Consider the following 13446-nt stretch of genomic DNA (forward strand, 5'->3'; position numbering starts at 1 on the left):
AAATGGCCTATATAGCTCCTTGATGTCAGCATCTTTTATTAATATTCATCTTTTTTGGAAAGGCAGCGGTCACATTCCAAGAGGTAGGATTCAGCTTGTTCAATGATATGGGTCCCGCATTCCGAACATTGTTTAGGCGGCAGTGTCCTGAAGAATTCCAATGGGTTTTTGGTTTGCATGGTGATTCCTCCTTATGATTTGGTTTAATCAGTCTTCGTGTTTGGAGAGGCAGCGGTCACATTCCAAGAGATAGGATTCAGCTTGTTCAATGATATGGGTCCCGCATTCCGAACATTGTTTAGGCGGCAGTGTCCTGAAGAATTCCAGTGGGTTTTTGGTTTGCATGATGATTCCTCCTTATGATTTGGTTTCAGTCTTCGCGTTTGGAAAGGCAGTGGTCACATTCCATCAAGTAAGATTCAGCTTGTTCAGTGATATGGGTTCCGCACTCCGAACATTGTTTAGGCGGCAGTGTCCTGAAGAATTCCAGTGGATTTATAGTTTGCATGATGATTCCTCCTTTTTGATTTGGTTTAATCAGTCTTCGCGTCTGGAAAGGCAGCGGTCACATTCCATTAAGTAGGATTCAGCATGCTCGATAATATGGTCACCGCACTCAGGGCAATGTTTAGCAGGGATATTGTTAAAAAACTCAATGGATTTTTTCATTTGCATGATGATTTCCTCCTTTTAATGTTAGATATATTTTCCGGCCGCTTTATTCTTCACGTTTGGAAAGGCAGCGATCGCATTCCATCAGATAGGAATTTGAATGGTCCACTTGTGTTTCACCACATTCCGGGCAATGTTTAAATGAATCGATTATGAGTAAATCTGATTGATTTGCTTGCATGTCTCGCTCCCCCTCTTTATAGTACAGTTTTTGTTGTTTGCTTGTTGTTATAATACAGTATATACCCGAATCTGGAAAATGTATAGGTATTTTACAGAAAATTTGAAATTTTTTTCACCCATAGTGTGAAAACCCTATTGGCAAGGGATTTATCATCTGTATATTTTTTATTTTTCTTCACGGCTAGTAGGAAATGAAAGAAATAATGCTTTTTATAAAACGAAAAAACAATCAGGGAGTGAAACGGACAAACAATTTTCAATGTGTTGAGAGGGGCATTAATATAACAGATGGGAAACAGGAGGTTGGGTGAACATTGAATGCCTGTTTCACAGTCGATGTAACATAAAAGTGCTTGTTCTAAAATGTCAGCAATATCCAACCGGCAACGATTATATGTAAGTTCCTGTCTGTATGGTTTTAATACTTCAGTAAAGAGGTAACTTGCTAGTAGAAGTACAATAATGGGAGGTAGCATATGTCGAAAGCGATGATTATCGTCAATCCATCTTCAGGCAAGGAAAAGGCAGGGAAGATTTTGCCGAAAGCGGAAAAGGCACTAGGGGAACTTTTTGATGAGGTATGCGTTCGTAAAACGGAAGGAGAGGGGGATGCGACGGGTTTTGCAAAGGAGGCCTGTGCAGAAAGATTCGATGCTGTCATTTCCATGGGTGGTGATGGAACGGTGAACGAGATAGTGAATGGCTTGGGCGAGCAGCAGCACCGGCCTATCTTCGGGATCATTCCACTAGGAACCATCAATGATTTCGCCAGGTCTTTGGGTATACCACTGAATCCCAATGCAGCCATCGAGATATTGAAGGATATGCATATTAAGGAATCGGACATAGGGAAGATCAATGACCGTTACTTCATGAATGTGTTGGCGGTAGGGGCAATCGCGGAGGCCACCTATAATGTTTCCGTTGAACAAAAAACCCGTCTTGGGTCTTTTGCCTATTTCATTGAAGGAGCAAAAGCAATCATTAAAAAGACTCCGTTTCCTTTAACGGTTGAACATGATCACGGGAAGTGGATGGGGGAGGCTCATTTACTAATTGCAACCATGACTAACTCTGTCGGCGGTTTTGAACAACTTGCACCAGAGGCGGAAGTGAATGATGGAAAGCTGCACACATTCATCATTAAGGATTTATCTCTTCCTCTCATCGTCAAGATCATTCCCAGTTTGATCAGGGGGGAGATCATGGGGAATGACGAAGTCGAATATATTAAAACATCCAAGCTCCATTTAAACACGTCAGAGGAACTTGCAGTCAATATCGATGGCGATGAAGGCACTCTTCTTCCTTTCCAGGCAAATGTACTGCATAAACATCTTCGTCTATTCGTCCCGGGAACTAAATGAGTCGTTTAGTTCCCATTTCTTTTAACATGTGGGAAAAGCTGATCATGGTTTAGCCAATCAGCTTTTTTCTTTGCGGATGTTCATCGTACACAACGTAAGCTCCTTCGCTTTTATAAAAGGTATCATTATTCAGAAGGATTCCAGGTTAGAATAGTTAATGCATGATTGACTGGGTATAAATATGTTACGCTTATAGTTATGATTATAGATGAGAGAGGAAGTTTGATGTTCGTATGGAGTTTTTTCTTGTTATATTAGCCCTTCTTATATTGATAGGAGTGTCTAATGTAATTAACCATTTTATACCCTTTATACCTGTACCATTAATACAAATAGCACTCGGTGTCATATTGGCACTTTTACCCCTGGGTATGCATGTTGAGATGGAGACGGAATTATTTTTGCTATTATTCATCGCACCCCTATTGTTCAATGATGGCAAAAATGTACCCCGAACAGCACTATGGAAGTTGAGAGCACCCATTCTGATGCTTGCACTGGGCCTTGTATTCATAACGGTTTGGGCAGGCGGGTATTTAATTAATTGGATGATCCCTTCGATACCATTGCCGGCAGCATTCGCTTTGGCGGCCATTTTGTCACCTACGGATGTAGTGGCAGTAAGCGCTTTGGCGAGTCGGGTCAAATTGCCGAAGAGCATCATGCATCTTCTCGAAGGCGAAGGGCTGATGAATGATGCCTCAGGTTTAGTTGCCTTTAAGTTTGCTGTTGCAGCTACAGTCACTGGTGTTTTCTCCTTAGTCGACGCAACCTTCAGTTTCATATGGATTGCAATTGGTGGGTTTGTTGGTGGAGCGATACTAGCCTTCATCATTATCAGGCTTCGCGTATTTCTTCGCCGTTTAGGGATGGAAGATGTCACGATGCATATGCTTATCCAAATCCTGACTCCTTTTATTATTTTCCTCGCTGTGGAACATTTCCACCTTTCTGGGATTTTGGCAGTCGTGGCTGGGGGAATTGTCCATGCCATTGAACGAGATCGGGAAATTTCACCAACAGTGGAACTTCAAGTCGTTTCAAAGAGTACCTGGTCCGTCATTTTATATGTATTGAATGGTCTTGTATTCGTTTTGCTTGGCTTGCAAATCCCAAGCGTTGCGAAAACGATCTTTCAAGATCCAGCCTTTAATAATGGACAAGTGATCCTTTATATCGTGATCATTACACTTTTCCTTTTCGCTTTACGATTCATTTGGCTTACGGCTGCCTGGTCGATTGGCTGGATGACGAAAAAAGCGGGAGCCCAAAAACCGGACTTCAAAGCGGCCGGGATCATTACCATTTCCGGTGTTCGCGGAGCTGTAACGTTAGCGGGTTCGTTCTCGATTCCATATGTGTTGGCAGATGGAAGCCCTTTTCCTGAGCGTTCGTTAATCATTTTCATTGCAGCAGGTGTCATATTGCTGACACTGATTGTTGCGAGTGTATTTCTTCCAATCGTGGCACGATCGGAAGAAGAGGAAGTGGTGGATAAGCAGGCTGACAAAACGAAAGCTGCTGCCATCCAATCACATCAAGCAGCTATTCGGGTGATTGAGTCCCAAATGACAGATGAAAACCGGGAAGCGGCTTTGTCGATCATTTCCAGGTATTGTACCAAGATCAATGAACTGTCCTATGTAGAACAGGAGAAAGAACCGGCTGCATTAAGGGAAGAAGAGAAGGATCTTCGCTTCAAGGCCCTTGAAGCAGAGCAAAGATTCCTGGATAAACTCATTAAGGATGAAAAAGTGGACCGGGAGACGGCGTATATATGCAAGGAATATATCCAGCGTATGGAAGGTGCCGTAACAAATCGACTTAAGTTCCGTTTTTTTAGGTCAGTAACGCTGTTCAGGAGAAGTATGCTGAGGGTTTTAAAATTATTTTTCCCTAATAAAAGTGAAATAAGAAAAATCAATCTTAAGAGATTGGAAAAGGTCAGGGATCTTAAAATCAGGATGTATAAAGCCGCCATCCAAGAGATACAGGCCGGAATTACAGCCGATAATCATAAGACATCCTCGATGATCATAGACGAGTATAAAGTGTTGATTTTAAAATGCAAACGTGAGAACAGAGGCAGTACCCCGAGTAAAATGGCCGAGTATGAAAGAGAGCTGTTCTATAAAGCGATCCAGGCAGAACGGGACGAAGTGCAGGATATGTTTGAAAAACGACAAATCTCCCGTGATGTTGCCAACATACTCCGCCAGCAAATCAATTTACGGGAAGCACTCACTATCAATGAAAATACACATTGATTATACAAAAGGAGCACTGCAGATATATTCAGCAGTGCTCCTTCCGGTTTGTGAAGGGAATATCGGACAGGGCATCGAATCATTATTGTATTCAATAATTGATGAAAGAGATTGTGCTTAATGGAAAAGGAAATCGAGACCATAACTTTAACGCCTTATATACCGGAAGACCTTCACCAGCTTTCCCAGTTTTATTTACCGAATACACAAACTCCTTTTTCAGCTCTGCCGGAAGAGTCACTGAAATATTGCCGGGAAGATTGCGACAGGAACCCTTTCGTAATATTGGCCGATGGTATCCCAGTTGGCTTTTTCGTTTTACACATTGGCGAAAACACCGACCCTTTCACCAGCGATAAAAAAGCGATTTTACTCCGGGGATTCCTTGTTGATCAAACACATCAGGGAAAAGGGATTGGAAAGAAAGCCTTGCAAATCCTTCCGGAATTCGCAAAAGGGATTTTTCCAAACAAGGATTCGATCATTCTGGCAGTGGACGTCATGAACGTGAATGCAAAAACGCTTTATGCGAAATCGGGGTTTCAGGATACAGGCATTCAGAAGGAAGGCAGAAGCGGGTTGATGGAGATAATGGAATATAGATTGGATATGGGGAACAAGGATATCGAATAAGGGAGGAATAACAAATAAAATTGGCTAATGGACTTTTCCAAAAGGGGAAGTCTTTTTTGTCCAATTTGTTACAGGTTTCGTTATGTAACCGAAGATTTTAGAAGGGCTGCTTTTAATAATGCCGCTGCCTTATGGTACACTTTACTTATTGCAAAATCTTAATCGAGGTGTAGTCCTAATGAAAACAGTCGTAGTCGTAGGTGGAGGCATTACCGGTTTATCAACCATGTATTATTTACAAAAGACAGTTAAAGCGAGGAGTCTTCCCGTACGATTAATATTAATAGAAGGAAATGAGGAATTAGGCGGTAAAATAAGGACTGTGCACGATGGTCCTTTTAAAATTGAAGCGGGTGCCGATTCGATCGTCGCCAGGAAACAGAATATACAGCCATTTCTTAAAGAATTGAACCTGGAGGACCAAGTCGTCTATAATGCGACGGGAAAATCATTCATTCATACAGATGGGATGCTGAAGGGAATCCCCGAAGATGCCCTATTCGGAATACCAATGAGCCTGGAGTCACTGGCCAAAAGTGATCTGGTTTCCGCCCAAGGTAAGGTCGACGCCTTAAAGGATTTCTACACAAAAAATGAGACATTTACGAAGAATGACTCCATCGGTTTATTTCTTGAAAGTTTCTTAGGCAAGGAATTGGTGCAGAAGCAGATATCGCCTGTCCTATCAGGTGTTTACTCAGGAAAATTAAATGAATTGACCATTGCCAAAACACTGCCAGAGATGCTGGATTATAAAAATGAATATGGCAGTATAATACGAGGTCTATCGGAAAATAAGCAGAAATACAAAAGCAAGGGAAATAAGAAGTTCCTTTCGTTTAAAAATGGCTTATCAACACTGGTGGAAAGAATAGAGGAAAGCCTCGATATGGTCGAGATATTAAAAGGGGTCAGTGTAGATAAAATCGGAAGAAATGATGAGGCGTACATCATTACATTGGCAAACGGTGAAACGCTGGAAGCGGACTTTATCGTATTGAGTACACCGCATACAATTGCCCAGAAATTATTGGGGGATCGGGAGTTGGATGAGGATTTCAACGGCTTGATCAATAGTTCGATGATTAGCGTTTATCTTGGATTCGATATCCCGGACAGCAGGCTTCCTAAAGACGGGACAGGTTTCATTGCAGGCGATAATAGTGATTTGATTTGTAATGCATGCACCTGGACAAGCCGGAAATGGGAGCATACTTCTGAAAACAGTCAGCTTTTGGTAAGGCTTTTTTATAAAAGCTCTAGTCCGGACTATGAACGATTACAGTCCCTTACAAAACAGGATTTGATCTCTGTGGCTTTACACGACATTATGAAAAGTCTAAGCATTTCTGGGAATCCAATTACGAGTGAAGTGACGAAATGGCATGAAAATATGCCGAACTACCATATTAAACATCCACAAATCGTTCAATCACTGGAGGCGAAAATCTCCGAGAATTATCCGAATGTTTTACTTGCGGGCTGTTCATATAATGGAGTCGGAATCCCGGATTGTATTGCTGATGGGGAAAAGAAAGCGGAAGAGATATGTCTGAAGTTGTAAAAGGGGGACTGCCAGGCGGCAGTCCTTTTTTTAATGGATGCCGGAAATTCCGTTTGAAGTTTCCGGCATTTCCTGTATAATGATATTCGTAAAATTAAACTGAAAGTTTACTTATATAAAACTTTATCTACTGTGTGTTTACTATAAGTAAACCGATTGAGGGTTATGGAATGCAAATTGGAAAAAAAATAAAGAACCTTCGCTTGAAAAAAGGATTGACCCAGGAAGAATTGGGCGAAAGAACGGATTTAAGCAAAGGATATATTTCACAGTTGGAAAGGGATCTTAGTTCCCCTTCGATTGAAACTCTTTTCAATATTTTAGAAGTACTCGGCTGCAAGCCGAAGCAGTTCTTCGATGATGAGGATCAAGTCCAAAAAGTAGTGTATGAAGAAGAAGCACAAACATTTTTCATCGATGAAGAACGGGGATACCAAATTCAGTGGCTCGTGCCTGAATCGAATGAAAAGGAAATGGAACCTATTCGCCTGACTCTCCAGGAAAAAGGGGAGTTCAAACAATTTGAACCATCCTTGTCGGAAACATTCGGTTATGTACTACGCGGAAGAGTCATTGTAAAGCTGGGTACACATACGTATTTCGTCAAGGCAGGGGAATCGATTTATTTTCATGCTTCAGATGAACATCAAATCATCAATGATTTTGAAGGTCCGTCCGAGTTATTACTCGTGGTGACGGACTCATACTTATAGAATTCAAAAAAATGCAATCGTTGAAGATTGATGAGTAAGGGAATGGAGAGAGGGAAGAAGCTATGGCAAATGGGAATATAATACGCTTCGATCAGGTTACGAAGCAATTTGATGATGAAACGGTTCTCGATAATGTTAGTTTTGAAATCGAGAGAGGGAAGTTCTATACGCTATTGGGTCCTTCCGGTTGTGGGAAGACCACGATCCTTCGTTTGATTGCCGGATTTACGGAAGCTTCCAAAGGTGATATTTACTTTGAAGGGAAAAAGATCAATGATGTGCCAGCCAATAAAAGGCAAGTGAATACGGTATTTCAAGATTATGCACTATTTCCGCATTTAAATGTGTTTGAAAATGTAGCATTTGGTCTTCGGATCAAAAAAATGAAGAATTCGGAAGTGGAAATCAAGGTGAAGGAAGCCCTCAGCTTTGTTAATTTGGAGGGGTATGAAAAACGGGAGATCAGGGAAATGTCCGGCGGTCAGCGGCAACGGGTAGCGATTGCGAGGGCTATTGTTAATGAACCTGAAGTCATCCTCCTGGATGAACCGTTATCTGCCCTTGATCTGAAATTGCGTACAGAAATGCAATATGAATTGCGGGAGCTGCAACAGAGGCTGGGAATTACGTTTATCTTCGTCACTCATGACCAAGAGGAAGCATTAGCGATGTCAGATGAGATTTTTGTCCTTAACAAAGGGAAAATCCAGCAAAGCGGGACCCCTACGGATATTTATGATGAACCGCTGAATCGATTCGTTGCCGATTTCATCGGTGAGTCCAATATTGTAAAAGGAAAAATGATTGAAGATTACCTCGTGGAATTCGTCGGCAGACAGTTCGAATGTGTTGACCAAGGATTGAACAGTAATGAAGCTGTCGATATTGTCATCCGCCCGGAAGATTTAGAGATTACTTCCGTCGATCGCGGAAAACTGCAAGTTCGGGTGGACTCCCAGCTATTTCGCGGTGTTCATTATGAAATCAGCTGTTATGACCATGATGGAAATGAATGGCTTGTCCAATCAACGAAAAAAGTGGCAGTCGGAGATGAAATAGGTCTTTATTTCGAACCGGAATCGATCCATGTCATGCGATTGGGTGAAACTGAAGAAGAATTCGATAAGCGTCTGGAAGCGTATCATGATGGGGAAAGTCATGAAGAATAAAATATCCCGGAATATTTACTTCATACCCTATGTCTTATGGATTGCTTTATTCGTGATCGCACCCATTTTGTTAATCCTTTACTATTCCTTCTTTGATATTGAAGGCAATTTATCATTGATTAACTATCAAAAGTTCTTTACACCAGTATATTTAAAAATGACATTGAGCTCATTTTGGTATGCTTTCCTGATTACGGGAATATCCCTTTTAGTCGCTTACCCGACAGCCTATTTGTTAACGAAAACCAAGCATAAGCAGTTGTGGCTTTTACTGATTATCGTGCCTTCCTGGATCAATTTACTTTTGAAGGCATATGCCTTCATTGGAATTTTTGGCACGTATGGTGTGGCGAATGGTTTCCTGGAGGCGGTAGGAATCGGAAAGCAGCAGATTCTCTTTACGGATTTCAGCTTTATATTCGTCTCGGTTTATATTTTCATCCCGTTTATGATTTTACCGATATTCAATGCGCTTGATGAAATGAATCCAACCCTTTTGGATGCGGCCAATGACTTGGGAGCGTCCCGATGGATGACATTCCGCCGTGTCATTTTTCCATTGACGTTAGATGGGGTAAAGACGGGATGCCAAGTAGTCTTCATCCCGGCACTTTCATTGTTCATGCTTACTAGATTGATTGCCGGTAACCGGGTCATTACGCTTGGTACGGCTATCGAGCAGCACTTCCTTGTAACACAGGATTGGGGAATGGGCTCCACGATCGCGGTATTTTTGATTATTATAATGTTCCTGATTATGTTTGTAACGGGTAACCGAAAGCAGGGTGTGTAAAATGGGCAATAAATTATCACCAATATCAAAAGCGTTTCTCGTTTTGATTTTTCTCATTCTCTATGCACCGATTTTCTTTTTAGTCTTTTACTCTTTTAACAGCGGTGGAACGATGTATGACTTTAAAGGGTTCACGATGGAGTGGTACAAAGAGCTGTTCCAAGATACGAGGCTGTTGATCATTGTATTGAATACACTTGTGATAGCTTTATTATCTGCACTGATCGCAACGATCATCGGGGTGATAGGGGCAATTGGAATTCGCTCCTTTACGAGCAGTAAAGCTAAGAATACGGTATTGTCATTGAATAATGTATTGATTGTCAGTCCCGATGTGATCATCGGTGCTTCCTTCCTGATTTTATTCACAATGGCCGGGATCAAGCTTGGATTCTACTCGGTACTGTTGTCACATATCGCCTTCAGTATCCCAATCGTTGTGCTGCTGGTCCTTCCGAAACTTCAGGAAATGAGCCCTACTTTAATTGATGCGGCCCGGGATTTAGGGGCAAGCCGGTGGGATGTATTGACGAAAGTCATCCTTCCATACATCTTGCCAGGTATCTTTGCTGGTTTTTTTATGGCATTGACTTATTCACTTGATGATTTTGCGGTAACGTTCTTTGTGACCGGTAATGGTTTCTCCACTCTTTCCGTGGAAATCTATTCATTGGCCCGCCGTGGAATTTCATTGAATATCAATGCACTATCGACACTGTTGTTCGTCGTGACACTGCTGTTGGTTGTCGTCTATTACTTTATAACTCAACGTGTTAGGCAAACGGGAATGGGGGGGAAACGATGAAAAGGCTTCTCCAAATGTTTTTGCTCATTTCCCTCGTATCCGCTTTGCTGCTATATGCGATTTCAAGATTGAATTCAGCGCAGGGATTTACGAGCAGCAATACGCTTACCATTTATAATTGGGGCGATTACATCGATACGGATCTAATCGAACGTTTTGAAGAAGAAACAGGTATAAAGGTCATTTATGAGACGTTCGATTCGAATGAGGCCATGATGACTAAAATTGAACAGGGCGGTACCACTTATGATATTGCCATACCGTCTGAGTATATGATCGATAAGATGAGGCAAGAAGACTTGCTGGTTCCATTGGATCATTCCAAGCTTCCGAATTTGAAAAATATCGATGAGCGATTCATCGATCTGCCATTCGATCCGGAGAATAAATATTCCGTCCCGTACTTCTGGGGAACGGTTGGAATTGTTTACAATTCCAAGATGCTCGGTGGCAAAGAAATAACGGCCTGGGCGGATTTATGGGATAAAGATTTAAAAAATGAAATCCTTTTGACGGATGGCGCTAGAGAAGTGATGGGCATGGGTCTGAACTCTTTGAATTATTCATTGAATGATACAGATGAAGAACACCTTCAAGAGGCAAAAACCAAACTTGATGCCCTCACCCCGAATATTAAAGCGATAGTGGGAGATGAAAGCCGCATGCTATTGGAAGCCCAGGAAGCGGCTATTGGCCTTGTTTGGTCGGGAGTTGCTTCTGAAATCATGGCTGAAAATGAAGATCTCGAATACGTTGTTCCAAAAGAGGGGTCCAATTTATGGTTTGATAATATGGTCATCCCGAAAACAACGAAAAATGTCGATGCGGCCCACCAGTTCATCAACTTCATGCTGGACCCGAAAGTTGCAGCTCAAAATGCTGAATATGTAAGTTACTCGACACCTAATAAAGAAGCACTTAAATATATGCCTGAAGAAGTGGTTAAGGATGAACGTTTCTATCCATCACCTGAACTGACGAAGAAACTGGAAGTGTACGAAAACCTTGGGAAGAAAAACTTGGCCCGTTACAATGAACTCTTCCTTGAATTCAAGATGCATCGTAAATAACAAAATAAAAAAGCATGGTGTAGGAATTCCCTCCGTACACCATGCTTTTTCGTTTGCTCGAAATTCACGAGTAAAAGCCGAATTATACTTTGTTACCTATATATCAAGAGTTGATATAACGGTATAATACCGTTTTTTGTTATAATCATCCAAAATTTAATGTAAATCCATAGCAGAATGAAATGCTCTAAAATATCTGCAGAGATATAAGTATGTTAGTATAATGATAGAGTTCATACATATTGAAGGTTAAGTTAAAGTCTTAAGGATTAATTAATATTTATAAGCTATCATAATAGAAAACTTAAGGGAGATTATTCATGAAACTATTAAAAAGCACGAAGGCATATATTTGGGCAGGAAGCATTTTAATCATTGCCGGGATCATGGCATTTGCGATGATTTCGTCCATGGATAGGACAATTGCGAGTATCGATGGCGAGAAAATCAATGAGGATGAGCTGTATGACGCGCTTGTTGCGGGATACGGAGCAGATACTTTAGACCTGCTAATTACGAATAAATTGGTGGAATTGGAAGCGGAAAAAGCAGGAATCAAAATTAAGGATGAAGAAATCCAGAAAGAAATCGATCTTATGGTGGAGTCCTATGGTGATGAAAAGTCGTTAAAAGAGCAATTGGAAGCAAGCGGTTCTTCAATGGATGCTTTAAAAAAGGACATCGTGGTTTACCTGCAAACGAAAAAACTGGTCGAACCGAGAATTACCGTAACGGACGATGAAATCAGTACGTATTTTGAAGATAATAAAGATACATTTGCTCAAGCGGAACAAGTGGAAGCTAGTCATATTTTAGTCGAAGACGAAAAAACGGCTAAAAAGGTTGCGAAAGAACTTGCAGCAGGCGGTGATTTCGCTAAGTTGGCAGCTGAATATTCCACTGATACTGAAACGGCGGATAACGGTGGAAGCCTAGGGTATTTTGGAAAAGGCGATATGGTGGGAGAGTTTGAAGAAGTTGCATTTGACCTTGATATAAATAAAGTCAGTGATCCAGTCAAAACCGAATATGGGTACCATATCATAAAAGTAACCGGTAAGAAGGAAGCAAAAAAAGCTAATTTAGAAGACAGTAAAGAAGTAATTAAAGAAACGCTTCTTTCTGAAAGATTACAAGAGGAATATCCAGTTTGGTTAGCCGAAGTGAAAAAAGACCATGATATAACGAATAAATTGGAGGACTCTAACTAAGGTATCAAGTGAAGGATATACCGAAACAAAGAAGCTGAGGCAAAATGCCTCAGCTTTTATTATGGCTTGTATTTGGATGTTGATTTCCGCTTCAGGCACTCGCTTTCCGCGGGCGGTCGTGGAGCCTCCTCGGCTTGCGCCTGCGGTGTCTCCCCTAGACGCGCTTTTCTAAGCAGGAGTCTCGTACCTTTCACTCCAATCAACTCTGTTTTTAAATTTAGATAAAACCATCCCTATTTAGTTGAAGGTGTTGTTTTGGTTGTTCGGGAACTTCATTTGATGAAACGCACATTTTCCGGGCCCATTTTCTCTACAAAAAAAGCTGAGGCATAATGCCTCAGCTTTTTTATATATTAGAAGTTGGATGAGATGGATTTTTGATTGGATAATCCTGATTTTTTAACCATTTCATCACTCTCTTTTTCACCTTTATCATTATTGGATTTCAATGATTGTGCTGGCGTTTCTTTCAGCTGTTTGCCGGCAACGACCACTTTTGAACTGATGTCTTTTAATTCACTTGTTGCGTCCTTCGCTGTACCAAGGGCATCAGTGGAGATATCCTTTACTTCGGATACTTTACCCACCACGTCTTCATTCACGGTTTCATATAGTGTTTCAACGTCATTGATTGCCTCTTTAATCGTATCAGTTGCCCCTTTGACTCCTGATACCATCTGTTCCTTCATTTCGCCAGGATTTTCCTTGACCTGTTCAATCATATTCATGGAGTTGTCTTTTAAAAGGACGGCAGATCGCTTTACTTTATTTCTCGTGTTGGAGTCGAGCAAGGTCAATGCACCGCCGACAAGCCCCCCGATTAGAATCCCTTTTAAAAGTTTGCTATTCGTTTGAGTTTCGATAGTTGTTTGAGTCATTTATATTTCCTCCTTTAGAATAGTAGATTGTTTGCTTATTTTGGGTTTTCCCTTATTTACCATAAGTTAAACTGGAAATAATAAACTATCATGGGATTGACATGATAAATAAAACAATAGT

Annotated in this window: 16 protein-coding genes; 10 read left to right on the forward strand and 6 right to left on the reverse strand. The window is 41.2% G+C overall.

All coding sequences use genetic code 11. The features are described 5' to 3' along the window. Positions 1–38: 38 nt before the first annotated feature. From yhfH (ACFX4H_RS23805) to ACFX4H_RS23825, 5 genes are read right to left on the reverse strand one after another with little or no spacing between them, the layout of a single operon-like run. Positions 39–179: a protein YhfH gene (yhfH, locus tag ACFX4H_RS23805; protein WP_082201098.1), complete on the reverse strand. Its 141-nt coding sequence runs from the start codon at positions 177–179 to the stop codon at positions 39–41. A gap of 28 nt (positions 180–207) precedes the next feature. Further along, positions 208–345, reverse strand: coding sequence for a protein YhfH (gene yhfH, locus ACFX4H_RS23810; RefSeq protein ID WP_082201097.1), 138 nt, complete (start codon positions 343–345; stop codon positions 208–210). A gap of 25 nt (positions 346–370) precedes the next feature. Beyond that, positions 371–508 carry a protein YhfH gene (yhfH, locus tag ACFX4H_RS23815; RefSeq protein WP_076372630.1) on the reverse strand — a complete coding sequence of 46 codons (138 nt, stop codon included), beginning with the start codon at positions 506–508 and terminating at the stop codon, positions 371–373. A 29-nt stretch (positions 509–537) separates the two neighbouring features. After that, positions 538–675 carry a protein YhfH gene (gene yhfH / locus ACFX4H_RS23820; RefSeq protein ID WP_082162914.1) on the reverse strand — a complete coding sequence of 46 codons (138 nt, stop codon included), beginning with the start codon at positions 673–675 and terminating at the stop codon, positions 538–540. 43 nt (positions 676–718) lie between these two features. Continuing rightward, positions 719–853, reverse strand: coding sequence for a hypothetical protein (locus ACFX4H_RS23825; protein WP_260088880.1), 135 nt, complete (start codon positions 851–853; stop codon positions 719–721). Positions 854–1331: 478 nt separating this feature from the next. Here ACFX4H_RS23825 and ACFX4H_RS23830 point away from each other — a divergent pair, with 478 nt between their 5' ends. From ACFX4H_RS23830 to ACFX4H_RS23875, 10 genes are all read left to right on the forward strand, one after another. Further along, positions 1332–2222 carry a diacylglycerol/lipid kinase family protein gene (locus tag ACFX4H_RS23830; protein WP_249598862.1) on the forward strand — a complete coding sequence of 297 codons (891 nt, stop codon included), beginning with the start codon at positions 1332–1334 and terminating at the stop codon, positions 2220–2222. A gap of 233 nt (positions 2223–2455) precedes the next feature. After that, complete coding sequence (locus ACFX4H_RS23835; protein WP_249598861.1) at positions 2456–4489, forward strand: Na+/H+ antiporter; 2034 nt, start codon at positions 2456–2458, stop codon at positions 4487–4489. A gap of 120 nt (positions 4490–4609) precedes the next feature. Next, entirely contained in the window at positions 4610–5122 is a 513-nt protein-coding gene (locus ACFX4H_RS23840) for a GNAT family N-acetyltransferase (protein WP_377436381.1), read from the forward strand. 178 nt (positions 5123–5300) lie between these two features. Next, positions 5301–6686 carry a protoporphyrinogen oxidase gene (locus ACFX4H_RS23845; RefSeq protein WP_377436382.1) on the forward strand — a complete coding sequence of 462 codons (1386 nt, stop codon included), beginning with the start codon at positions 5301–5303 and terminating at the stop codon, positions 6684–6686. Positions 6687–6856: 170 nt separating this feature from the next. After that, a complete protein-coding gene (locus ACFX4H_RS23850; RefSeq protein ID WP_249598858.1) occupies positions 6857–7399 on the forward strand; it encodes a helix-turn-helix domain-containing protein in 543 nt (180 codons plus the stop codon). Positions 7400–7461: 62 nt separating this feature from the next. After that, complete coding sequence (locus ACFX4H_RS23855) at positions 7462–8568, forward strand: ABC transporter ATP-binding protein (protein WP_249598857.1); 1107 nt, start codon at positions 7462–7464, stop codon at positions 8566–8568. Further along, a complete protein-coding gene (locus tag ACFX4H_RS23860) occupies positions 8558–9361 on the forward strand; it encodes an ABC transporter permease (protein WP_034305104.1) in 804 nt (267 codons plus the stop codon). Before ACFX4H_RS23855 ends, ACFX4H_RS23860 begins: the two co-directional genes overlap by 11 nt. A gap of 1 nt (position 9362) precedes the next feature. Next, entirely contained in the window at positions 9363–10166 is an 804-nt protein-coding gene (locus tag ACFX4H_RS23865; protein ID WP_034304873.1) for an ABC transporter permease, read from the forward strand. Then, positions 10163–11236, forward strand: coding sequence for an ABC transporter substrate-binding protein (locus tag ACFX4H_RS23870; protein WP_057276338.1), 1074 nt, complete (start codon positions 10163–10165; stop codon positions 11234–11236). Before ACFX4H_RS23865 ends, ACFX4H_RS23870 begins: the two co-directional genes overlap by 4 nt. 320 nt (positions 11237–11556) lie before the next feature. Further along, a complete protein-coding gene (locus ACFX4H_RS23875) occupies positions 11557–12447 on the forward strand; it encodes a peptidylprolyl isomerase (protein WP_377436383.1) in 891 nt (296 codons plus the stop codon). Positions 12448–12800: 353 nt separating this feature from the next. On the opposite strand, the gene ACFX4H_RS23880 is transcribed toward ACFX4H_RS23875, so the two are convergent. Further along, the gene (locus ACFX4H_RS23880; RefSeq protein ID WP_249598853.1) at positions 12801–13325 is read right to left on the reverse strand and encodes a YtxH domain-containing protein; all 525 of its coding nucleotides are present in this window, start codon (positions 13323–13325) and stop codon (positions 12801–12803) included. Positions 13326–13446: the final 121 nt, after the last annotated feature.

Origin of the sequence: Peribacillus sp. YIM B13477, from assembly GCF_042787955.1 — a bacterium.
Lineage (GTDB): Bacteria > Bacillota > Bacilli > Bacillales > DSM-1321 > Peribacillus > Peribacillus frigoritolerans.